Source organism: Salinibacterium sp. NYA9b, assembly GCF_976973725.1.
The window spans coordinates 1,546,102-1,567,581 of sequence record NZ_OZ333476.1; the positions used below are offsets into that span (position 1 = coordinate 1,546,102).

Annotated in this window: 18 protein-coding genes; 6 read left to right on the forward strand and 12 right to left on the reverse strand. The window is 58.9% G+C overall.

From position 1 onward, the window contains the following. Positions 1-24 precede the first annotated feature (24 nt). From tal to pgl, 5 genes are read left to right on the forward strand one after another with little or no spacing between them, the layout of a single operon-like run. Positions 25-1,137 (forward strand): transaldolase, encoded by a 1,113-nt coding sequence (gene tal / locus ACWFSR_RS07410; RefSeq protein ID WP_197105642.1) that lies wholly within the window; start codon positions 25-27, stop codon positions 1,135-1,137. After that, entirely contained in the window at positions 1,134-2,732 is a 1,599-nt protein-coding gene (locus tag ACWFSR_RS07415) for a glucose-6-phosphate isomerase (protein WP_447522106.1), read from the forward strand. The genes tal and ACWFSR_RS07415 overlap by 4 nt, the downstream gene beginning before the upstream one ends. A gap of 35 nt (positions 2,733-2,767) precedes the next feature. After that, positions 2,768-4,309, forward strand: a complete 1,542-nt coding sequence (gene zwf / locus ACWFSR_RS07420) for a glucose-6-phosphate dehydrogenase (protein WP_197105644.1) — start codon at positions 2,768-2,770, stop codon at positions 4,307-4,309. Continuing rightward, complete coding sequence (locus ACWFSR_RS07425; RefSeq protein ID WP_197105645.1) at positions 4,306-5,280, forward strand: glucose-6-phosphate dehydrogenase assembly protein OpcA; 975 nt, start codon at positions 4,306-4,308, stop codon at positions 5,278-5,280. Before zwf ends, ACWFSR_RS07425 begins: the two co-directional genes overlap by 4 nt. Next, positions 5,277-6,080: a 6-phosphogluconolactonase gene (gene pgl / locus ACWFSR_RS07430; protein WP_197105646.1), complete on the forward strand. Its 804-nt coding sequence runs from the start codon at positions 5,277-5,279 to the stop codon at positions 6,078-6,080. The genes ACWFSR_RS07425 and pgl overlap by 4 nt, the downstream gene beginning before the upstream one ends. A 117-nt stretch (positions 6,081-6,197) precedes the next feature. On the opposite strand, the gene ACWFSR_RS07435 is transcribed toward pgl, so the two are convergent. The 10 genes from ACWFSR_RS07435 to uvrA form a co-directional block, all read right to left on the reverse strand. After that, positions 6,198-6,563 (reverse strand): RNA polymerase-binding protein RbpA, encoded by a 366-nt coding sequence (locus ACWFSR_RS07435; protein WP_197105647.1) that lies wholly within the window; start codon positions 6,561-6,563, stop codon positions 6,198-6,200. Between the two features lie 32 nt (positions 6,564-6,595). Beyond that, entirely contained in the window at positions 6,596-6,844 is a 249-nt protein-coding gene (secG, locus tag ACWFSR_RS07440) for a preprotein translocase subunit SecG (RefSeq protein WP_197105648.1), read from the reverse strand. A 46-nt stretch (positions 6,845-6,890) separates the two neighbouring features. Continuing rightward, complete coding sequence (gene tpiA, locus ACWFSR_RS07445) at positions 6,891-7,688, reverse strand: triose-phosphate isomerase (protein ID WP_197105649.1); 798 nt, start codon at positions 7,686-7,688, stop codon at positions 6,891-6,893. Further along, the gene (locus ACWFSR_RS07450) at positions 7,676-8,893 is read right to left on the reverse strand and encodes a phosphoglycerate kinase (protein WP_197109938.1); all 1,218 of its coding nucleotides are present in this window, start codon (positions 8,891-8,893) and stop codon (positions 7,676-7,678) included. The genes tpiA and ACWFSR_RS07450 overlap by 13 nt, the downstream gene beginning before the upstream one ends. Positions 8,894-8,905: 12 nt before the next feature. Beyond that, positions 8,906-9,913, reverse strand: a complete 1,008-nt coding sequence (gene gap / locus ACWFSR_RS07455) for a type I glyceraldehyde-3-phosphate dehydrogenase (protein WP_197109937.1) — start codon at positions 9,911-9,913, stop codon at positions 8,906-8,908. A gap of 108 nt (positions 9,914-10,021) precedes the next feature. Continuing rightward, positions 10,022-10,648, reverse strand: a complete 627-nt coding sequence (locus tag ACWFSR_RS07460; protein WP_197105652.1) for a superoxide dismutase — start codon at positions 10,646-10,648, stop codon at positions 10,022-10,024. A 110-nt stretch (positions 10,649-10,758) separates the two neighbouring features. Continuing rightward, positions 10,759-11,739 (reverse strand): DNA-binding protein WhiA, encoded by a 981-nt coding sequence (gene whiA, locus ACWFSR_RS07465; RefSeq protein WP_197105653.1) that lies wholly within the window; start codon positions 11,737-11,739, stop codon positions 10,759-10,761. Positions 11,740-11,784: 45 nt separating this feature from the next. Continuing rightward, positions 11,785-12,660: an RNase adapter RapZ gene (rapZ, locus tag ACWFSR_RS07470; RefSeq protein WP_197105654.1), complete on the reverse strand. Its 876-nt coding sequence runs from the start codon at positions 12,658-12,660 to the stop codon at positions 11,785-11,787. 21 nt (positions 12,661-12,681) lie between these two features. Further along, the gene (uvrC, locus tag ACWFSR_RS07475) at positions 12,682-14,634 is read right to left on the reverse strand and encodes an excinuclease ABC subunit UvrC (RefSeq protein WP_447522107.1); all 1,953 of its coding nucleotides are present in this window, start codon (positions 14,632-14,634) and stop codon (positions 12,682-12,684) included. Between the two features lie 17 nt (positions 14,635-14,651). Continuing rightward, entirely contained in the window at positions 14,652-17,525 is a 2,874-nt protein-coding gene (uvrA, locus tag ACWFSR_RS07480) for an excinuclease ABC subunit UvrA (RefSeq protein WP_197105656.1), read from the reverse strand. Positions 17,526-17,605: 80 nt separating this feature from the next. Here uvrA and ACWFSR_RS07485 point away from each other — a divergent pair, with 80 nt between their 5' ends. Then, positions 17,606-18,751, forward strand: a complete 1,146-nt coding sequence (locus ACWFSR_RS07485; RefSeq protein WP_447522108.1) for a glycosyltransferase — start codon at positions 17,606-17,608, stop codon at positions 18,749-18,751. Here ACWFSR_RS07485 and uvrB read toward each other — a convergent pair. Together uvrB and coaE are read right to left on the reverse strand one after the other, a co-directional pair. After that, positions 18,705-20,777: an excinuclease ABC subunit UvrB gene (uvrB, locus tag ACWFSR_RS07490; RefSeq protein ID WP_197105658.1), complete on the reverse strand. Its 2,073-nt coding sequence runs from the start codon at positions 20,775-20,777 to the stop codon at positions 18,705-18,707. The two genes, ACWFSR_RS07485 and uvrB, sit on opposite strands and share 47 nt — an antisense overlap. A 60-nt stretch (positions 20,778-20,837) precedes the next feature. Continuing rightward, positions 20,838-21,455 (reverse strand): dephospho-CoA kinase, encoded by a 618-nt coding sequence (gene coaE / locus ACWFSR_RS07495; RefSeq protein WP_447522109.1) that lies wholly within the window; start codon positions 21,453-21,455, stop codon positions 20,838-20,840. Between the last annotated feature and the right edge of the window lie 25 nt (positions 21,456-21,480).

A 21,480-nucleotide genomic window follows, 5' to 3' on the forward strand; every position in this document is an offset into this window, starting at 1 on the left:
GCGCCCCAGATAAGGAGACAAGAAATGACTAACGAAACACCCACCGCAGCGCTCTCGGGCGTCGGCGTAAGCATCTGGCTCGACGACCTCTCGCGTGAGCGAATCAACTCGGGTGGACTCCAGTCGCTCATTGCTTCACGCAACGTTGTTGGCGTCACGACTAACCCCACGATCTTTGCCACGGCGTTGGCAAAGGGCGAGGCCTACGACGAGCAGGTCGCTGCTCTGGCGGCCAAGGGCACGAGCGTCACTGATGCTGTGTTCGAGATCACGACCGATGATGTTGCTGCCGCCAGCGACATTTTCCGCGCCGTATATGACGCAACTGACGGCCGCGATGGTCGAGTCTCGATCGAGGTTGAACCTGGACTGGCTCATGATGCCGCTGGCACGATTGCTCAGGCTCAGCAGCTCTGGGCGAAGGTTGCCCGCGAGAACGCAATGATCAAGATTCCCGCGACCGTTGAGGGCCTTGAGGCCATCACTGCAACGATCGCAGCCGGAATCAGCGTCAACGTCACCTTGATCTTTAGCTTGGCGCGTCACCGCGAAGTTATCGAGGCTTACCTCGCTGGTTTGGAGAAGGCGAAGGCTGCCGGCCACGACCTTTCGAAGATTCACTCGGTCGCGTCGTTCTTCGTCTCCCGCGTCGACACCGAGATCGACAAGCGTCTTGACGCGATCGGCACCGATGACGCCAAGGCTCTCAAGAGCAAGGCCGGTATTGCAAACGCTCGTCTTGCGTACCAGGTCTACGAGAACGCCTTCGCTACGGAGCGCGCTCAGGCTCTCATTGCCGCTGGCGCAAACAAGCAGCGTCCGCTGTGGGCTTCCACCGGTGTGAAGGACCCGAGCCTGCCCGACACGCTCTACGTCACGGAGCTTGCCGTTGGCGAGACGGTGAACACGATGCCGGAGAAGACGCTTGAAGCGACCTTCGACCACGGCGTAATCGAGGGCGAGCAGGTCACGGCTCACTACGACGCGGCAAACTTCACTCTCGACGCACTCTCCGCACTCGGAATCTCGTATGACGAGGTGACCGCGCTGCTCGAAAAGGAGGGCGTTGAGAAGTTCATCGTGTCCTGGAACGAGCTGCTCGACACCGTGTCAGCTGCTCTTGAGGCCGCAAAATGAGTGTGAAGCTTGCAGTATCCGGTGCGGCGGCAGAAGCCGTCGACCGCATCGTTCCGCAGCTCGTCAATGATCTAGTTGCAAGCCGCATCACTGGCGGCGACGCAACTCTCTGGGGCCCTGCGGCCGAAGAAGAGTCGGCGAAGCGCCTGGGCTGGGTCGAAGCTGTTTCCGTCGGTCGGCCGATGATCGAGGACATCTACGCTCTGCGCGACAAACTGCGCGCCGACGGCGTGGATCACTTTGTCCTCGGCGGTATGGGCGGTTCGTCGCTTGCCCCTGAGGTCATTACTCGCACGTACGGAGTTGAACTCACAGTTCTCGACTCGACAGACCCCGCACAGGTGCAGGCTGCCCTCGCGGATCGTCTTCAGTCGACGGCCGTCGTCATCTCGTCCAAGTCGGGCTCTACGCTCGAGACTGATTCCCAGAAACGCATCTACGAAAAGTTCTTCACGGATGCCGGAATCGACCCACGGGAGCGCATCGTAATCGTCACTGATCCCGGTTCGCCGATGGATGTCGCGGCTCGCGCTGCGGGATACCGCGTGTTCAACGCTGATCCCAACGTCGGCGGCCGTTACTCGGCGCTCACCGCCTTCGGACTCGTTCCGTCTGGACTGGCTGGTGTCGATCTGACCGAGCTTCTCGACGAGGCCGAAGCCGTCATGGTTGAGCTTGCTGTCGACAACGAGAGCAACCCTGGTCTCGTGCTTGGCGCTGCGATTGCAGGAACTGACCCGCTGAAAGACAAGCTCGGCATCGTGACCGACGGAACCCACATCCTCGGCTTTGGAGATTGGGCTGAGCAGCTCATCGCTGAGTCGACGGGAAAGCTCGGCAAGGGACTTCTTCCCGTTGTCCTGCGCACTGACTCCCCCGAGGTCACGGAAGGTTTGGATGACCTCCAAATCGTTCGACTCGTCGGAGACTGGGACGACACCAAAGAGGTAGCAGAGGGCGAGATTGAAATCGCTGGTTCGCTCGGTGGACAGTTGCTGCTCTGGGAGTACGCCACTGTCGTCGCTGGTCGCCTTCTCGGCATCAACCCCTTTGATCAGCCCGATGTTGAGGCTGCAAAGAACGCAGCGCGGGAACTCATTGATAACCCGACTCCTCCGCAGGCGCCTGCCTTCTCGGTTGGCGACATCGAGGTTCGGGGCACCGAGGGCGTGGTGGCTGATAGCAGCGACCTCGCCGGAGTTGTGTCTTCGCTTCTGTCCTACCTCGATGACGACGGTTACGTCGCCATTCAGGTCTACGCCGACCGCACTGGCTACCCGGAACTTTCGGAGCTTCGAGAGAAGACTGCGGCGCGCGCCAAGCGCCCAGTCACTTTCGGTTGGGGACCCCGGTTCCTGCACTCCACTGGTCAGTTCCACAAGGGCGGGCCTGCAATTGGTGTGTTCCTTCAAATCATTGTGGTCGAAGAATCTGATCTGCAGATTCCCGACCGTCCATTCACGTTTGGACAGCTCATCCGCGCTCAGGCTGCCGGTGACGCTAGCGTGCTTGCTGAGCACGGCCGCCCCGTCTTGAGCCTCACGGTATCGAACCCGAAGGTGTCGTTGCCGCAGGTTCTCGACGCGATCGGATAGCTGCAGCACGTACGTGCCGCACGTAGAGGAGAAGTATGTCCCCCGTTGACATCAGTGCTGAATTCAATCCCCTGCGGTTGAGTTCTGACCGCAGGCTTAACCGTATTGCTGGTCCGAGCGCTCTGGTCATTTTTGGCGTAACCGGCGACTTGTCGCGCAAGAAGCTCATGCCGGCCGTCTATGACCTCGCCAACCGGGGGCTACTTCCCCCAGGCTTCGCACTCGTCGGCTTTGCTCGACGAGACTGGGAAGACCAAGACTTCGAGAAAGTCGTTCACGACGCTGTCAAACAGTACGCTCGCACGCCTTTTGACGAGGATGTGTGGAAGCAGCTGGCTCAAGGCATTCGCTTCGTGCAGGGTGAGTTTGATGATGCCGCGGCCTTCGAACGCCTGAAGGACACACTCTCCGATTTGGATAGTGAGCGAGGCACGATGGGCAACCACGCGTTCTATCTTTCGATCCCTCCGAAGTCATTCCCGCAGGTAACGGAGCAGCTCCGTAACTCCGGGCTCGCAGAACAGCGCGACGGGCAGTGGAGTCGCGTTGTCATCGAGAAGCCATTCGGTAGCGATCTCACGACGGCTCGCGAGCTCAATGACGTCGTTGAATCGGTATTCCCTCCCGACAGTGTGTTTCGCATCGATCACTATCTGGGCAAAGAGACCGTTCAGAACATCCTCGCGTTGCGCTTTGCCAATCAGCTCTTTGAGCCGATCTGGAACTCCAACCACGTCGATCATGTTCAGATCACGATGGCAGAGGACATCGGAGTTGGGGGCCGGGCCGGGTACTACGACGGAATCGGCGCAGCTCGCGACGTCATCCAGAACCACCTCCTTCAGCTTCTCGCTCTCACGGCAATGGAAGAACCTGTCTCTTTTGACGCCGCGGATCTGCGCGCCGAAAAGGAGAAGGTACTTTCGGCGGTTCGCCTTCCTGACAATCTTGGCGAGCACACCGCGCGCGGGCAGTATGCCGGCGGTTGGCAAGGTGGCGAAAAGATCACCGGTTTCCTCGAAGAAGACGGGATGAATCCCGAATCCGAGACAGAAACCTACGCAGCTATTCGCCTCGACATTGGCACGCGTCGATGGTCAGGCGTTCCGTTCTACCTCCGCGCTGGAAAGCGTCTCGGACGACGGGTCACCGAAATTGCCGTCGTCTTCAAGCGCGCTCCGCAGTATCTCTTTGAAGAGAGCCGCACTTCGGCGCTGGGGCAAAACGCTCTCGTAATCCGCGTACAGCCCGATGAGGGCGTCACGATTCGCTTCGGGTCGAAAGTTCCCGGCGCCGAAATGCATGTGCGCGACGTCACAATGGACTTCGGATACGGCCATGCTTTCACAGAGGCTAGCCCGGAGGCCTATGAACGACTGATTCTTGACGTCTTGCTTGGCGATCCGCCGCTGTTCCCCCGTCACGAAGAGGTAGAGCTTAGCTGGAAGATTCTCGATCCCATTGAAGAGTTCTGGGCAACGCAAGGCGCACCGGAGCAGTACCGTCCAGGCACGTGGGGTCCCAAATCTGCCGACGACCTCATGGAACGCGATGGACGAGTCTGGAGACGACCATGATTGTTGATCTGCCCAACACCACAACCGCGAAAATCTCGAAAGCGCTCGTGCGCATTCGAGAGGATGGCGGTGCGGTCGCGTTAGGTCGCGTGCTCACGCTCATCATTGCGACCGAGTTCGGCAACGAAGAAGAAGCAATTGAAGCGGCAAACGACGCCTCGCGTGAACACCCGATGCGTGTACTGGTTGTGTCGACGAGCAGCGCGTCATCCGCTCGTGACGACGACGCTCGCGTTGATGCTCAGATTCGTGTTGGCGGAGACGCCGGTGCGAGCGAGGTAATCGTTGTCACCGCCCACGGAGATGCCGCACTCGACCAGGAGAGCCTCGTAACTGGATTGCTCCTGCCCGATGCTCCCGTCGTCGCGTGGTGGCCCGGTGAAGGCCCCGCTAGTGCTTCACAGTCACCAATCGGTCGTATTGCACAGCGCCGCATCACCGATGCGGCTGCCAGCACCAACCCGCTGGATGCAATGCACCGCATGTGCAAGACCTACGTACCTGGTGACACAGACTTCGCGTGGACCAGACTTACGCTGTGGCGCGCGCAGCTTGCCGCTGTGCTGGATCAGCCTCCGTACGAGGCCATCACCGCCGTCACCGTCAGTGGCGCCGCCGATTCCGCCTCCACGATGCTGCTCGCAGCCTGGTTGCAGATGCAGCTCAAAGTGAAGGTCACGCTGCACGTCGCTGAGGGCTCGCCTGTTCCCACCGGCATCCACGCCGTCATCCTTGAGCGAGCATCGGGCACGATCACGCTCGAGCGCAACATGGCCAACATCGCAACGTTGACACAGCCAGACCAGCCCGTGCACGACATTTCGCTGCCACGGCGCAGTCTTCGCGACTGTCTGGCGGAAGAACTCCGCCGCCTCGACCCTGACAGCCTCTTTGGTGACGTCGTTCGTCACGGTGTCAGCGAGATCACTGGGGTTCAGATCAACAACTCTACGAAGGCGAAGAGCGAATGAGTAACGAACGTCGTGCGATAGTCCACACCGATAAAGCGAAGCTGGCGAAAGCTGTTGCTGCGCGCTTTCTCTCGAAAGTCCCCCACTTCATCGCCGAGTTCGATGAAGCAACCGTGGTTCTTACCGGTGGAAGTATGGGGATAGCAGTTCTCGAAGCCATCAATAAGTCGTCCAAACGCGACGGTGTTGACTGGTCACGCGTTAACTTCTGGTGGGGCGATGAGCGTTGGCTGCCTGCCGGCGATCCCGAGCGCAACGATGTGCAGGCGCGCGCTGCTCTGCTCGATCACATCCCCGTCGACCCCAGCCGTGTCCACGCCGTTGCGGCATCCGACTCGGGTCTCACTCTGGATGACGCGGCTCAGGCTTATGCCAACGACCTCGCAGCTCACTCCGCACGTAACGGCAAGTACCCGAACTTCGACATCGTCTTCCTCGGGGTCGGCCCGGACGGTCACATTGCTTCGCTCTTTCCGGAGCGTGAAGGCATCCGTGAAACCGAGCGAACCGTTATTGCTGTGCGCAACTCCCCCAAGCCCCCTGATGAACGAGTTAGCCTCACGCTGCCGGTGATCAACTCTTCAGTTCGAATCTGGGCAGTCGTTGCCGGAAGCGATAAAGCGTCCGCGTTGGGACTCACTCTGGCCGGTGCCAGCTACAACGAGGTTCCCGCAGCGGGCCTTGAAGGCCGTCGCAAAACCTTGTTCTTTGTCGATTCCGACGCCGCAGCCCAAGTTCCGGCATCGTTGATCGATCCTGGGCAGTTCTGGACCAGCGCAGACTCCACGGACGAGCACTAAACCTCAGATGCGGTTTTAACGAACAGAGGCCCCAACCGATTCGGTTGGGGCCTCTGTTCTTAGGCTTGTGTCGACCGCACTATGCGATGTTAAAAGACCACGCTGACAGCGATCGTGCTATTCCGCGGTAGCCGTGCCACGACGGGTTCGAAGCTGCAGAAGAGCCTCATCGAGGAGCTCAGTCGCTTCGTCATCGCTGCGACGCTCTTTGACGTAGGCAAGATGGGTTTTGTAGGGCTCCAGTTTCGAAGCCGACGGCGGGTTCTCCTTGTCGCGGCCCGCGGGCAGACCGGACGACGGGCAATCAATCGTCGCGGGGATTTCGTCGTCGGGAACGTTCGCCGAGAACGACCTTACGGTTTCGTTCCCGAGAGCGTCCCAGTACGAGATCTGCACGCGTTCAGCGTGAAAACCACGATCTTGTTCCCCCATCGGGCCCGAGCCAACGCGCGACCCACGAATTGCACTTCCGCCTGCTGCCACTGTGTTCCTTCGTTTGCTAAAGCTGGAGGTTCTTAAGCGCCGTTGTATTTGGTGATGAGACCGAGTACGACGATGCAACTGATCCATACGACGCCCAGGATCACAGTGATGCGGTTCAGGTTGCGTTCTGCAACACCGGAAGCACCCAGATTGGACGTGGTTCCCCCGCCGAACATGTCGGAGAGACCTCCACCGCGTCCGCGGTGAAGAAGGATGAGAAGTGTGAGCAGCAAGCTCGTAATGCCGAGCAATACCTGCAGCACAACTTGGAGAATTTCCACAAAGAACCTTTCGAACAGGCCGTTCCGGCCTCGAACAGTATAACGGCTAGGTGCCGACGTGCTTGGAGAAGCGCGAGATGCTGGCAAATTCCGCCACATCAAGGCTTGCACCGCCCACAAGAGCGCCGTCAATGTTGGGTTCGCGCATGAGGCTCGCAATGTTGCTTGACTTCACGGAACCGCCATAGAGGATTCGTGTGGCCGCAGCGACATCATCGCCGAGCACCTCGGCGAGGGTCTCGCGCAGTCGTGCCGCAACTTGCTCGGCCTGTTCAGGTGTCGCGGCCTTGCCCGAGCCGATAGCCCAGACGGGCTCGTAAGCAACTACGAGCTCTGGCGTGCCAGAGAGTCCAGCGAGTCCGGCCTTCAGCTGAGCGACGGGGACAGCGCTAGGACCGTGAGCTTCGAGGTCATCCGCGGTCTCGCCGACGCACAGAACCGGCACGAGGCCGTGCTTCAGCGCTGCGGCAACCTTGCGAGCAAGCTGCTCATCGGTTTCTCCGTGCATCGTGCGACGCTCGGAGTGACCGACCAGCACATAGCGGCAGTCAAGCGATGACAGGAACGCACCGGAGATTTCTCCCGTGTATGCACCCGAATCATGTTCGGAAAGATCTTGGCCGCCGAAGCGTACGTCAAGCTTGTCCGCTGCGACGAGGGTTTGCACCGAACGCAGATCGGTGAACGGGGGAAACACCGCAACCTCTGCACCGTCGACACCGAAGTCGTGATTTGCGTCTTTCAACGTCCATGCCAACTTCTGCACAAACGCGATTGACTGAAGATGGTCAAGATTCATCTTCCAATTGCCCGCAATAAGCGGGACGCGCTTTACCTTTGCCATCCAAGTACCTCCAGTCCGGGGAGCTGCTTGCCTTCGAGAAACTCGAGGCTCGCACCGCCACCCGTAGAAATGTGACCAAACTGGTCGTCGTCAAAACCTAATGCGCGAACGGCTGCGGCAGAATCGCCACCACCGACAACGCCGAACCCATCTGTCTCCGTGAGCGCTTGCGCGACTGCCTTCGTTCCTGCCGCAAATGCTGGGAACTCGAACACGCCCATAGGCCCGTTCCAGAAAACAGTCTTGGAGGCCCGAATTACTTCGGCGAATCGAGCTGCAGTGTCCGGCCCGATGTCGAGTCCGATGCCAGCAGCACCGAACTCGGTGTCTTCAATCGCCTGAGCCGACGTTATTGTGTGAGCGGCATCCGGCCCGAACGAAGCGGCCACTGCAATGTCTGTCGGAAGAACAATCTCGACACCCAACTCTTCAGCCTGGGCGATATAGCCCCTGACTGTATCGAGCTGATCGTTTTCAAGGAGGCTAGCTCCAACCTTGTAGCCCTGCGCGGCAAGGAAGGTGAAGAGCATTCCGCCACCAACGAGCAACGAATCAACGCGCGGAAGAAGCGCGCCGATGACGTCGAGCTTGTCAGAAACTTTAGAACCGCCCAACACGACCGTGTAAGGACGCTCTGGGGTTACCGTGAGGCGCTCGAGAACGCCAAGTTCAGTCTCGATAAGCAAACCAGCAGCACTCGGGAGGGCCTTAGCCAACTCAAACACGCTTGCTTGCTTGCGATGAACTACTCCGAAACCGTCAGAGACGAACGCGTCGCCGAAGCGAGCGAGCTTGGCGGCAAACTCTTCGCGTTCCGTCTCTGACTTTGAGGTTTCACCGGAGTTGAACCGCAGATTCTCCAACAGCGCTACGCCGCAATCGTCGAGCTCGGCAACCGCTTGCTCAGCGGCGTGCCCGACGGTGTCCTTAGCGAACACAACGGCTTTGCCCAACAGCTCCGAGAGCCGCTGTGCGACCGGCTCGAGGCTGTACTGAGCATCGGGCTCACCACCGGGGCGACCCAGGTGAGACACGATGACGACGCGAGCGCCCTCATTGATGAGTGCGTTGAGCGTGGGCAACGATGCACGAATGCGACCGTCATCCGTGATCTGGCCGTCCTTGAGGGGTACGTTCAGGTCGCAACGGACGATCACGCGCTTACCGCGCAAGTCGGGAAGCGTTGAAAGAGTTCTGAGGCTCATAGTCGTTGGATGTTAGAGGCGGGCGCCGACGTATTCTGCAACGTCAACGAGGCGGTTGGAGTAACCCCACTCGTTGTCGTACCACGAAGCGACCTTGACCTGGTTGCCAATGACCTTCGTCAGTCCTGCATCGAAGATCGACGAGTGTGGGTCGCCGACGATGTCGGTGGAAACGATGGGGTCCTCGGTGTACTTGAGGATGCCCTTGAGAGGGCCCTCAGCCGCGGCCTTGTACGCCGCGTTGACCTGCTCGACCGTAACTTCAGACGAAGTCGTGATGGTGAGGTCAGTGATCGAACCAGTGATGACGGGAACGCGAAGTGCATAACCATCGAGCTTGCCGACGAGCTCAGGGATGACCAAGCCGAGTGCCTTAGCTGCACCAGTCGACGTCGGGATGACGTTCTGCGCTGCTGCGCGAGCGCGGCGAAGGTCTCCGTGCGGGCCGTCCTGAAGGTTCTGATCTGCGGTGTACGCGTGAACAGTCGTCATGAACCCGGTGTCGATTCCGAAGTTGTCCATGAAGACCTTGGCCAACGGTGCGAGGCAGTTGGTCGTGCACGATGCGTTCGAGATGATGTTGTGAACGGCGGGGTCGTAGATTCCCTCGTTGACGCCGAGCACCAGAGTTGCTACGTCATCGCCCGAAGCCGGCGCCGAAACGATGACCTTCTTGGCACCAGCAGCGATGTGCTTCGCAGCATCCGCCGACTTGGTGAAGTGACCGGTCGACTCGATGACGATGTCGACGCCAAGCTCGCCCCACGGGAGGTTCGAGGGATCGCGCTCAGCGAAAACCTTGATTGCCTTGCCGTCGACGACGATCTGCTCGTCATCAAACGTAACCTCAGCGTCTAGACGACCAGTGATGGTGTCGTACTTGAGGAGATGAGCGAGGGTCTTGTTGTCTGTGAGGTCGTTGACCGCAACAATTTCAATGTTGCTGTCCTTAGCCATTGCCGCTCGAAAGAAGTTGCGACCGATGCGACCGAAACCATTAATACCGATTTTTACGCTCACTGTTGCTCCAGAAAATCAGGCGTCTAGGACGCGTCGTGCTGTAGTGGTGGGGGTGTTGCTTGGGTGGAGACTGGGCTAAAGCCGGGGCCTAACCCGGCCACGATGCCGCTACGAGAGTAGCAGCAGACCGTTTGTCTTCGAGCGCGCTGCGCTGAAGCGGTCCTGAACGTTGGCCCAGTCAACGATGTTCCAGAACGCCTTGACGTAGTCAGCACGCACGTTCTTGTAGTCGAGGTAGTAGGCGTGCTCCCACACATCAAGCATGAGGAGAGGAACGATGCCCGCAGGCAAGTTGCCCTGCTGGTCGAAGAACTGAACGATGATGAGGCGCTCACCGATGGAGTCCCAAGCCAACACTGCCCAGCCTGAACCCTGCACACCCATAGCGGTCGCTGTGAAGTGTGCCGTGAACTTATCGAACGAGCCGAAGTGGTCGTCGATGGCGCTCTCAAGGTCGCCGGTGGGCTTGTCGCCACCGTTGGGCGACATGTTGGTCCAGAAAATGGAGTGGTTGATGTGTCCACCCAAGTTGAACGCGAGGTCCTTCTCGAGCTTGTTTACATTGGCGAGGTTTCCGGAATCGCGAGCTTCAGCAAGCCCGGCGATCGCAGCATTCGCACCAGTGACATATGCCTGGTGGTGCTTGCTGTGGTGCAACTCCATGATCATGGCGCTGATGCTTGGCTCAAGCGCGGAGTAGTCGTACGAAAGTTCTGGAAGCGTGTAATCAGCCATCGGAAGTCCTCCTAGGATCGTGATTCCTGCGCCGGCTGGCGAGCACGGTCAGGTGAGATACATCCAGTCTAACCACGTCCATCCGACGCACGTGTCGTATGGAGGGAACGCTAAGCCTCGTCCAACTCAGCGGGAAGGTTTGCTTCAGTACCGGCTACACCGAGGTCGCTTGCGCGCTTGTCCGCCATTGCCAGTAGCCGACGGATGCGGCCAGCAACGGCATCCTTCGTCATCGGCGGATCAGCATGGTGGCCTAATTCGTCCAGGCTTGAGTCTCGGTGGCTGAGGCGAAGTTCGCCGGCGTAACGCAGGTGCTGCGGCACGTCATCCCCCAGGATCTCAAGAGCGCGTTCGACGCGGGCGCACGCGGCAACAGCAGCTTGCGCCGAACGGCGAAGGTTCGCATCGTCAAAGTTCACTAGGCGGTTGGCGGTGGCGCGAACTTCGCGACGTTGACGCAATTCGTTCCAGCTCACCACAGTCGTCTCGGCGCCCATGATCGTGAGCATGGCGCTAATGGCTTCGCCATCGCGAACAACGACACGGTGAACACCGCGAACCTCGCGTGCCTTTGCGGCGACGCGGAGTCGACCTGCAGCGCCAACGAGCGCCATTGCGGCCTCGTTGCCAGGGCAGGTTACTTCGAGAGCGGCCGAGCGACCCGGGTCTGTGAGCGAGCCTGCCGCAAGAAACGCCCCACGCCAGACAGCAGCGAGTTCACCGCGGCCGCCAGTAGTCACGCGGTTCGGGAGGCCGCGGATGGGGCGGCGGCGGGCATCCAAAAGTCCAGTCTGGCGAGCGAGGGTCTCTCCCCCGTCGAGAACGCGCACCAGAAGATTGTTCGTACGCCGGCCACCGGAAGACGCAACGCGCGAGATCTCAGAGCGAACGCCGTACAGCTCAGCAATGTCGCGCCGCACACGGCGAGCGAGCAATTCGCTTTCCAGCTCAGATTCGACGGCGATACGTCCGGAAATCAGATGGAGACCACCCGAGAACCGCAAAATTGTTGCGAGCTCTGCAGCGCGCTCAGTCGTCTTGCCCAACTGAATTCGTGCCAGTTCGTCTTTGACTTCAGCAGTTAATGCCACTAACTGGCCTTCCTTCCAAGATGGCGGTTCTGTTGGATGAGCAATCTACTCTCGTCCACGGTCCCGATGCTTAATGCTTACGGCTACACCGGGCAGGCCGCTAAGAATAGCTGACAGCTCTTCGGCAATCGCAACCGAACGGTGTTTGCCACCAGTACAGCCGATCGCGATCGTTGCGTGTCTTTTATTCTCGCGCTGATACCCGGCGAATACAGGTTCGAGGGCTCGCGCATAATCTGCAACGAACTCCTGTGCTCCTGGCGCCCCAACGACATAGGCACGGACGCGTTCATCGAGTCCGTCTAATGCTTTGAGCTCGGGCACCCAAAAGGGATTAGGTAAGAATCTGCAGTCAGCAACCATGTCGGCGTCTGCTGGAAGTCCGTACTTAAATCCGAAGCTCTCAATAGTAATACGCAATCCAGCGTCGCTCTCCGCAGAGAACTTTTCGATGATGGTCATCGCCAACTGGTGGATGTTGAGGTCTGTAGTGTCGATGATGATGTCGCTACTGGAGCGAATCTCCGCCATACGGGTTCGTTCGGCAGCAATTCCATCGAGCGGGGTTCCCTCATCTTGGAGAGGGTGCGGCCGGCGGACCTGCTCAAAACGGCGAACCAGCGCGGCATCTTCGGCATCAAGAAAAAGAACCCGAAGAGAAGTGGAAGCACGGAGGGCCTCAATTGCATGCTGGGCATCCGAGAAGAGTTTGCCACCACGCACGTCGATAACCGCAGCCACGCGTGGGAGGGAATCTCCGGCGCGGTGAGCGAGGTCCACAAGAGGCAGAAGCATCTGAGGTGGCAAGTTGTCTACGACATACCAGCCGAGATCCTCTAGCGCGTTGCCGACGGTCGAACGACCGGCGCCCGACATGCCAGTCACAATAAGAACTTCTTGCTGCTCTGTCACGGGTTTCATGGTGGCTTCAGACTACCTGAGCTAGCGCTGACCGAGCTTCTCGATGATCGCGGCAGCAGTCGCCTCTCCTACTCCCGGGACTTCTGTGATCTGTTCGGGCGTTGCCGCCTTGAGCCGAGCGACGGAGCCAAAGTGCTGCAACAGCGCCTTGATGCGGGACGGGCCGAGGCCCGGAACAGTGGAGAGGATCGAGGAAATGTCCTTTGACCTTCGCTGACGCTGATGAGTAATTGCGGAGCGGTGCGCCTCATCGCGGATGCGTTGAATCAAAAAAAGCGCATCACTATTGCGGGGAAGAATAACCGGATACTCAGAGTTGGGCAGCCAGATCTCTTCTAGTCGCTTAGCAATTCCAGCGAGTTGGATACCGGAAACGCCGGACTCCTCGAGAGCGCGCTGTGCCGCTGAAACCTGCGGTTGCCCACCATCAACGATGAGCAATTGGGGCGGATAAGCAAACTTGGGAGAAGGAGCCACGACATCGGTCGCGAGCTCCGCAGAAGCTGCGGCATCCTCATCGGGCTCCCCCGTACTGAGCGTCTTGTTGGGTGAAGTCGCCTGCGCTTCAGCGGCAGTAGGGACCGCATTCCCGGCGGCAAGATAGGCAAGCCGACGCGTGAGGACCTGGTAGATGGAATCAGTGTCGTCGGTGGTCTCGGGGATATTAAAACGCCGGTAGTGCTGCTTCTTGGGCAGTCCATCTTCGAAGACGACCATGGATGCAACCACATTCGTGCCTGAGAGGTGCGAAACGTCGAAACATTCCATCCGAAGCGGAGCCTCGGTCATTCCCAATGCTTCCTGGATATCTGCCAGCGCCTGCGAACGAGCAACGAAGTCGCCGCTCCGTTTCGACTTATAGAGCATGAGCGCGTTCTTAGCGTTTGTCTCCACAGTCTGTGCCAGTGACGCCTTTTCGCCCCGCTGCGCGACCCTCAAACGGACGCGCGCGCCCGGCCCACGGCGCTGCGCTAGCCACTCTTCCAGCGCAGTGCCGTCCTCTGGCAGCGCTGGCACGAGGACATCGCGCGGTGGGACGGTGTCGTCGTAGGCGTTCTGCAACACAGATTCGACCAGTCCGCCGAGTTCGACATCCAGTTCTTTATCGACGACCCATCCACGAACACCGCGAATTCGGCCGCCTCGAACAATGAACTGTTGCACGGCGGCTGCGAGTTCATCGTGCGCAATTCCGAAGAAATCGGCATCCACATCCTCGGACAACACGATCTGGTTTTTAGCGAGCGCTGTCTCCATCGCCCCAATTTGGTCTCGATAGCGCGCGGCCGCCTCATACTCCTGAGTCGCTGCGGACTCTGCCATTTTGGCTTTGATTGAGTTGAGCATTCGAGAGTCGTTGCCTCCCATGAACGACGCAAAATCTAGTGCAATCGATTTATGCTCTTCGAGCGTCACTCGGCCGACACAGGGCGCCGCACACTTACCAATATCGCCGAGCAAGCAGGGGCGACCAGTTTGTTGGGCGCGCTTGTAGACCGACGTCGAGCAGCTGCGCATCGGGAAAGCTTTGAGCATCACATCGACCGTGTCGCGGATGGCCCACGCGCGCGAATAGGGGCCGAAGTATCGCGCATTGGGCAGGTTACGATTGCGCGTGACAAGCACCCTTGGAACAGGATCACCCATCGTGATCGCAAGGTACGGGTAGGACTTGTCGTCTTTGTACTGAACGTTAAACGGCGGATCGAATTCTTTGATCCAGGTGTATTCCAGCTGCAGCGCTTCAAAGTCATTGCCGACGATCGTCCACTCAACGTTTGTTGCGGTGAGCACCATCCGTCGAGTGCGCTCGTGAAGAGTGGTCAGCGGTGCAAAGTAGTTGCTGAGACGGGCGCGCAAGTTCTTCGCTTTTCCCACGTAGAGCACGCGCTTCTTATCGTCGGTGAACCGATAGACGCCAGGCTGGTTAGGGATGTCTCCTGCGCGCGGGCGCCAAGGAACAGTGTTAGCCACCGTTGACTCCCAGCGGCCTAGACACGATTGCCACTCAATACTTCAGCCAAGAACTGGCCAGTGTGGCTTCCCGCGACCTTGGCGACCTTCTCGGGAGCTCCGACGGACAGCAGCTCTCCGCCGCCAGACCCGCCTTCGGGGCCGAGATCAATGAGCCAGTCAGCAGACTTAATGACATCAAGGTTGTGCTCGATCACGATGACAGTGTTTCCCTTATCAACGAGACCGTTGAGCACCAACAAGAGCTTGCGCACGTCTTCGAAGTGGAGACCTGTCGTTGGCTCATCGAGCACATAGACGCTGCGCCCCATCGATCGGCGCTGGAGCTCAGTAGCAAGCTTGACTCGTTGTGCCTCACCGCCCGAGAGAGTTGTCGCGCTCTGGCCGAGACGCACATAGCCAAGCCCGACCTCTTCGAGCGTCTTCAAGTAACGGTGAATGCTCGTGATTGCCTCGAAGAAGTCCGCGGCCTCACTGATCGGCATGTCGAGCACTTCAGCGATGTTCTTGGCCTTGTACTTTACGGCGAGGGTGTCGCGGTTATAGCGCGCTCCCCCGCACACTTCACACGCGACGTACACGTCGGGCAAGAAGTTCATCTCGATCTTGATAGTGCCGTCACCCGAACAGTTCTCGCAGCGACCGCCCTTGACGTTAAAGCTGAAGCGACCGGGCAAGTATCCTCGAGCTTTCGCATCCGCGGTCTCGGAGAACAACGTGCGGATCTTGTCGAAGACGCCCGTGTACGTGGCGGGATTGGATCGTGGAGTGCGTCCGATCGGGTTCTGGTCGACATGAACTACCTTGTCGAGGTTCTCGAGGCCCGTGACTCGCGTGTGCTTGCCTGGAATCTGGCGCGCACCGTTGAGTTCGTTGGCAAGGACCTTGTAGAGGATGTCGTTGACGAGGCTTGATTTTCCAGAACCACTGACGCCCGTGACCGCGGTGAACGTGCCAAGCGGGAATTTGACGGTGACGTTCTTGAGGTTGTTCGCCTTCGCTCCCTCAACGGTAATCTGGCGCGCCTTGTCAATCGGGCGACGCTTCTTCGGCGTTTCGATGGCCTTACGCCCCGACAGGTAGTCAGCGGTTATCGACCGTGTATTGGTGAGTAGCTCTTCGTAGGAACCGGAGTGAACGACTTCTCCACCGTGTTCGCCGGCGCCAGGCCCAATATCGACAACCCAATCGGCGGTGCGAATCGTATCTTCATCGTGCTCAACCACGATGAGGGTGTTGCCGAGGTTCTTGAGCTTGACGAGAGTTTCGATCAATCGTCGGTTGTCACGCTGGTGAAGTCCGATGCTGGGCTCGTCGAGCACATAGAGCACGCCAGTGAGACCGGAGCCAATTTGGGTCGCCAGACGAATGCGTTGCGCCTCGCCACCGCTCAATGTTGCGGCCGCACGTGCGAGGTTCAGATAGCTCAGGCCGACCTCGACCAAGAATTCTAGGCGCAATCGGATTTCGCGAAGCACTTGAGCAGCAATGTGGGCATCCCGCTCAGAGAGAACCAGTTCATTCATGAAGCCGTAGGCATCGATGAGGCTGAGCTCGCAGATGTCAGAAATGCTGTTGTCAGCGACAGTAACGGCCAAGACCTCTGGCTTCAAACGCTTGCCATCACATACGGGGCAGGGAATCTCGCGGAGGTACGCCGCATAGCGCTGGCGCTGAACATCTGTCTCCGCCTCGAGGTATTTGCGCTCGATGTAGGGAATCACTCCCTCAAACCCCGTGGAGTACTTCATCTCGCGCCCGTAGCGGTTTTTCCACTTAACGGACACCTTGAAATCGTTGCCTCGCAATACTGCTTCGCGAACATCTTCGGGGAGATCGCCCCACGGAGTGTCGAGCGAGAAATCAAGGTCGAGGGCTAGGCCGCCGAGCAACTTTTCGAAGTAGTTATAGAGACCCTTGCCCGAGTTCGTCCAGGGCAAGATTGCGCCCTCAGAGAGACTGACTGAATCATCGGCGATGAGGAGCTCTGCGTCGATCGACATGCGGGTACCGAGCCCCGAACACTCCGGGCACGCGCCGAAAGGGGCGTTGAATGAGAAGGTGCGTGGCTCGATTTCGGTGAGCTGGATGGGGTGATTATTGGGGCAGGACAGCTTCTCGGAGAACGAACGCCACGCGGCATCCCCCTCCTCGTCAACAAAGTTGATCGCGACAGTTCCGTCGGTGAGTCGCAGTGCGGTCTCGAGTGAATCGGTAAGGCGCGTAAGGATGTCGTCGCTTGCCACCAACCGGTCAACGACGACAGAAATATCGTGTTTGTACTGCTTCTTCAGCTTGGGAGGCTCGCTGAGCTGGATGACATCGCCATCCACGATGGCGCGGGAGTAACCGCTCGAGGCGAGCTCCGCGAAGAGATCAACGAACTCGCCCTTTTTCTGAGAAACGACGGGACTGACAATTTGATAGCGTGTGCCGCTCTCAAGCTTCATCAGTTGGTCGGCAATTTGTTGCACCGATTGGCGCTCAATCTTTTCGCCGCACACGGCGCAGTGCGGAACTCCGATGCGCGCCCACAACAGTCGCATGTAGTCGTAGATCTCTGTGATCGTTCCGACGGTTGACCGTGGGTTTCGGTTCGTGGATTTCTGGTCAATCGAGACCGCCGGGCTGAGTCCCTCAATGAAATCGACGTCTGGCCGATCGACCTGGCCTAGGAATTGACGCGCATAGGCCGAAAGCGATTCGACGTAGCGTCGCTGGCCCTCTGCGAAAATAGTGTCGAACGCGAGGCTCGATTTGCCTGACCCGGAAAGACCAGTGAAGACAACGAGAGAGTCGCGCGGAATCTCGAGGTCAACGTTCTTGAGATTGTGAACCCGAGCGCCACGGACGCTGAGGTGAGAATTAGGAATCGACTGTGCTGTAGTCACTCTTCCTATTCTACGGAAACCACTGACATTGTCTGGACGTTCGCCCAGCACAGAGTGCTCGTCCCCGCGATAATGGGTGAATGCACATTGCGCACGTTACGAGCTTTTACTCGGCACCAGCCTTATTGCCTTCAAGCGCTGTGCGTTCTCGTGGTCTGGCGTATCAGGCAGCCGGGCACGAGTTCTCCATCATCATCCCCGGAGCCGAGTCATCGGTGACCTGGACCGAATACGGCACTGTGGTCACGGTCCCCGCTCGTGGCCGAGCATTATCCCGCGGATTCGTTCCAATCGCCAAAGCTGTGCGCCGTGCTCTCGAAAAGCTTGTGCCCGATCAGATCGAAGTCGCCGACCGCCTCAGTGCTCGCGAACTGGGCGCGTGGGCTCGCGACAACCGTGTGCCGGCCGTGCTCCTCACGGACGATGACGAAGCCGAGTGGGCTACGGCACACACCCCACTGGGGTTCGACCAGGTCATTCACACGGGGGTAGTCGGCGCGCAGGGTTCCGATTCTGCGACCCACGAAAACTCGCGCACGGCGACCGACCCTGCAACGACGTCCGCTCCCGACAATCGCGTTGTGAGCATCCCGTCAGGGGTAAACGTCGAAGTGTTCTCGCCGCTGCGCCACAACAGCACTCTCCGCGACTCAAGCGGCGCCGAATTGGTCGTCGTATGTGCGGCGCCGCTCACCTCCGCGGGAGCGGTCTCAGTCGCGATTGACGCAGTGCGACACCGAGCTTCTCAGGGCGAGGACCTCCATTTGGTGATCTTGGGCGATGGCCCGCTGCGTGCCCGGCTCGAACGAAGTGCGGTGGGGATTTCAGTTCAATTTCTGAGCGCGCACGATCTCACGCTGGTGGAGCGAGCAGAAGTCTTTGCGACTGCAGACCTTGCGATCGTCACAACAAACGGATCGTGCGCTCAGGCCATAGCTCTGGAATCCCTCGCTACGGGCACTCCCACGATTATCACTACCGCGTGCAAGGAGCACATTGCATTCGCCGATGGCGGTGGACTCACGGTGGCTCCGGATCTCACTCATATCGCTCACGCGCTCAGAGTTCTTGCCGATATCCCGGTAGAGGAACGACGTGGGGCGGCGCGAACGACCGCACTCCCCCACGACTCCTTCGCTCAGGAGCGCCGCATGATTGCGATGCACGAAACGCTGGCCACTACTTTAAATGACCAGCCTGCTCCATCTGGCGCAGTTCCTTCTTGAGTTCCTGAACTTCATCTCGTAATCGAGCAGCAAGCTCAAACTTCAACTCGGATGCCGCTTGAAGCATCTGTTCGTTGAGATCGCCAATGATATTCTCAAGATCATTTCCGCCGGCGGCAGCGATTCCTTCCCGCGCCAGTTTGGGCGTCGGAGTGCGTTTCTTGCCGTCACGATTGCGGGTGGCGAGCAGCTCTGCGGTGTCAGCGCCCTCACGGAGAAGGGCATCAGTGATGTCAGCAATTTTCTTGCGTAGCGGCTGGGGGTCAATACCGTGCTCGGTGTTGTATGCCACCTGCTTTTCGCGGCGACGATCAGTCTCCTCGATCGCAAACGCCATCGATCGCGTAATGACGTCGGCGTACATGTGAACCTCGCCGGAGACGTTTCGAGCGGCACGCCCGATGGTTTGAATGAGTGATGTGGACGACCGCAAGAAGCCTTCCTTGTCTGCATCCAGAATCGCGACGAGCGACACTTCGGGAAGGTCAAGCCCTTCCCGCAGGAGGTTGATGCCCACGAGCACGTCATAGATGCCCTGTCGGAGCTCGGTGAGTAGCTCCACGCGGCGTAGCGTGTCGACGTCAGAGTGCAAGTAGCGCACCCGAACACCATTCTCCGAAAGGAATTCGGTGAGTTCTTCAGCCATCTTCTTTGTGAGCGTGGTGACGAGCACACGCTCGTTCTTCTCGACGCGAAGCCTGATTTGTTCGAGAAGGTCGTCAATTTGACCCTTCGACGGCTTAACGACGATTTGCGGATCGATGAGTCCTGTCGGGCGGATCACCTGCTCGACAACGGAGTCAGTGATACCCATCTCGTATTTGCCCGGTGTCGCAGAAAGGTAGACCTTCTGGCCGGCACGCTCAAGAAACTCTTCCCATTTCAACGGGCGATTGTCGAGCGCGCTCGGGAGCCGGAACCCATGTTCCACAAGAGTGCGCTTTCGTGAGGCATCGCCCTCGTACATGGCGCCGATCTGAGGCACCGTGACGTGCGACTCATCGAGCACCACGAGAAAATCATCCGGGAAGTAGTCGAGCAAACAGCTTGGTGGTTCGCCGGGTTGGCGCCCATCCATGTGGAGAGAATAGTTCTCAATGCCGTTGCAGAAACCGATCTGCTCCATCATTTCGATGTCGAAGGTCGTGCGCATACGCAAGCGTTGAGCTTCGAGGAGCTTTCCCTGACGCTCCAGCACGCCAAGCCGGTCGGCGAGCTCTTCCTGAATGGACACGATTGCGGTTTTGATCGTTTCGGGGCTTGCCGAATAGTGCGTGCCTGGGAACACCGACACCGAATCCATCTTCTTGACGATGTCGCCGGTCAACGGATGCAGGGAGTAGAGCGCCTCGATTTCGTCTCCGAACATCTCGATTCGGATAGCAAGCTCTTCATACACTGGAATGATCTCAATGGTGTCGCCGCGCACGCGGAAGTTTCCCCGCGAAAAGTCGTAGTCGTTGCGCTGATACTGCATTCCCACAAACTTGCGGATGAGCGTTTCGCGATCGATGCGCATTCCCACCTGCAGGGCGATCATCGCTTCAAGATAGGACTCAGCAGCGCCAAGCCCGTAAATGCTCGACACGGTGGACACCACGACCGTGTCGCGGCGGCTGAGCAAAGAGTTGGTAGTGGAATGTCGCAGTCGCTCGACTTCGGCGTTGACCGACGAGTCCTTCTCGATAAAGGTATCTGTCTGCGGAATGTAGGCCTCGGGCTGGTAGTAGTCGTAGTACGAAACGAAATACTCAACCGCGTTGTTGGGCATCAAATCACGGAACTCGTTGGCCAGTTGAGCGGCAAGAGTCTTGTTGTGGGACATGATGAGCGTTGGTCGCTGTACCTGTTCGATAAGCCACGCGGTTGTTGCCGACTTTCCCGTGCCGGTGGCGCCGAGCAGCACAATATCGGTTTCGCCGGCATTGATTCGCTGAGCAAGCTCGCGGATCGCCTGAGGCTGATCTCCGGAAGGTGAGTACTCGCTAATTACCTCAAAAGGACGTACTGAGCGAGTTGGTTCCATACCTCAAGTGTAGGCACCGGCACTGACAACGACCCGAAAACGGAGTCGCCAAGCGAACGCTTAGCGCGAACTCACTAATTGGTCGCGAAGCAACTGCCACACTTCGTCAGCGTGACGTTCTGTATCCGTCAAATTGGCTCCGGAATCCACGACGAAGTCGGCCACCGCTCTGCGATTGGCGCTCGACGCTTGAGACGCGACGCGCCCCTCTGCCTCACTGCGCGGCATGTTGCGGTGCTCGATCAAACGCTGAATGCGAGTTTCTGGATCAGCCTCAACCGTCACTACTGCCGAGAACTTATCGACGGGTTGACCCGACTCCACCAATAAGGGGATGTCGTACACAATCAGCGCCTCAGGGTCGCGATCGTAGGCGGCAGCGAAACGTTGCTGGGCGAGCCGACTGATCGCCGGATGGGTGATGCTGTTAAGAGCCTGACGGGCATCCGAGTCACCAAAAACGATACTGCCGAGAGCCTGGCGGTTGAGAGATCCATCGTCGTTCAGCACGTCTGCGCCAAAATGATCAACGATCGCGGCCAGCGCCGGAGAGCCTGGCTCAACCACTTCGCGGGCGAGAGCATCCGCGTCGACGACGACAGCTCCGTGTTCGGCCCACCGCTTAGCTACAGTCGACTTTCCCGAAGCAATCCCACCGGTGAGCGCTATCAAGTGCATTCCTCAATGCTAACCTCAGCCTGTT

What these genes read in the sequence shown, in the direction of transcription:
- rapZ (WP_197105654.1), bottom strand. Translation starts at nt 12,660, where the DNA reads ATGAAACCCGTGACAGAGCAGCAAGAAGTTCTTATTGTGACTGGCATG.
- ACWFSR_RS07415 (WP_447522106.1), top strand. Translation starts at nt 1,134, where the DNA reads ATGAGTGTGAAGCTTGCAGTATCCGGTGCGGCGGCAGAAGCCGTCGAC.
- ACWFSR_RS07460 (WP_197105652.1), bottom strand. Translation starts at nt 10,648, where the DNA reads ATGGCTGATTACACGCTTCCAGAACTTTCGTACGACTACTCCGCGCTT.
- zwf (WP_197105644.1), top strand. Translation starts at nt 2,768, where the DNA reads ATGTCCCCCGTTGACATCAGTGCTGAATTCAATCCCCTGCGGTTGAGT.
- pgl (WP_197105646.1), top strand. Translation starts at nt 5,277, where the DNA reads ATGAGTAACGAACGTCGTGCGATAGTCCACACCGATAAAGCGAAGCTG.
- ACWFSR_RS07450 (WP_197109938.1), bottom strand. Translation starts at nt 8,893, where the DNA reads ATGAGCCTCAGAACTCTTTCAACGCTTCCCGACTTGCGCGGTAAGCGC.
- tal (WP_197105642.1), top strand. Translation starts at nt 25, where the DNA reads ATGACTAACGAAACACCCACCGCAGCGCTCTCGGGCGTCGGCGTAAGC.
- uvrB (WP_197105658.1), bottom strand. Translation starts at nt 20,777, where the DNA reads ATGGAACCAACTCGCTCAGTACGTCCTTTTGAGGTAATTAGCGAGTAC.
- coaE (WP_447522109.1), bottom strand. Translation starts at nt 21,455, where the DNA reads ATGCACTTGATAGCGCTCACCGGTGGGATTGCTTCGGGAAAGTCGACT.
- ACWFSR_RS07425 (WP_197105645.1), top strand. Translation starts at nt 4,306, where the DNA reads ATGATTGTTGATCTGCCCAACACCACAACCGCGAAAATCTCGAAAGCG.
- ACWFSR_RS07485 (WP_447522108.1), top strand. Translation starts at nt 17,606, where the DNA reads ATGCACATTGCGCACGTTACGAGCTTTTACTCGGCACCAGCCTTATTG.
- tpiA (WP_197105649.1), bottom strand. Translation starts at nt 7,688, where the DNA reads ATGGCAAAGGTAAAGCGCGTCCCGCTTATTGCGGGCAATTGGAAGATG.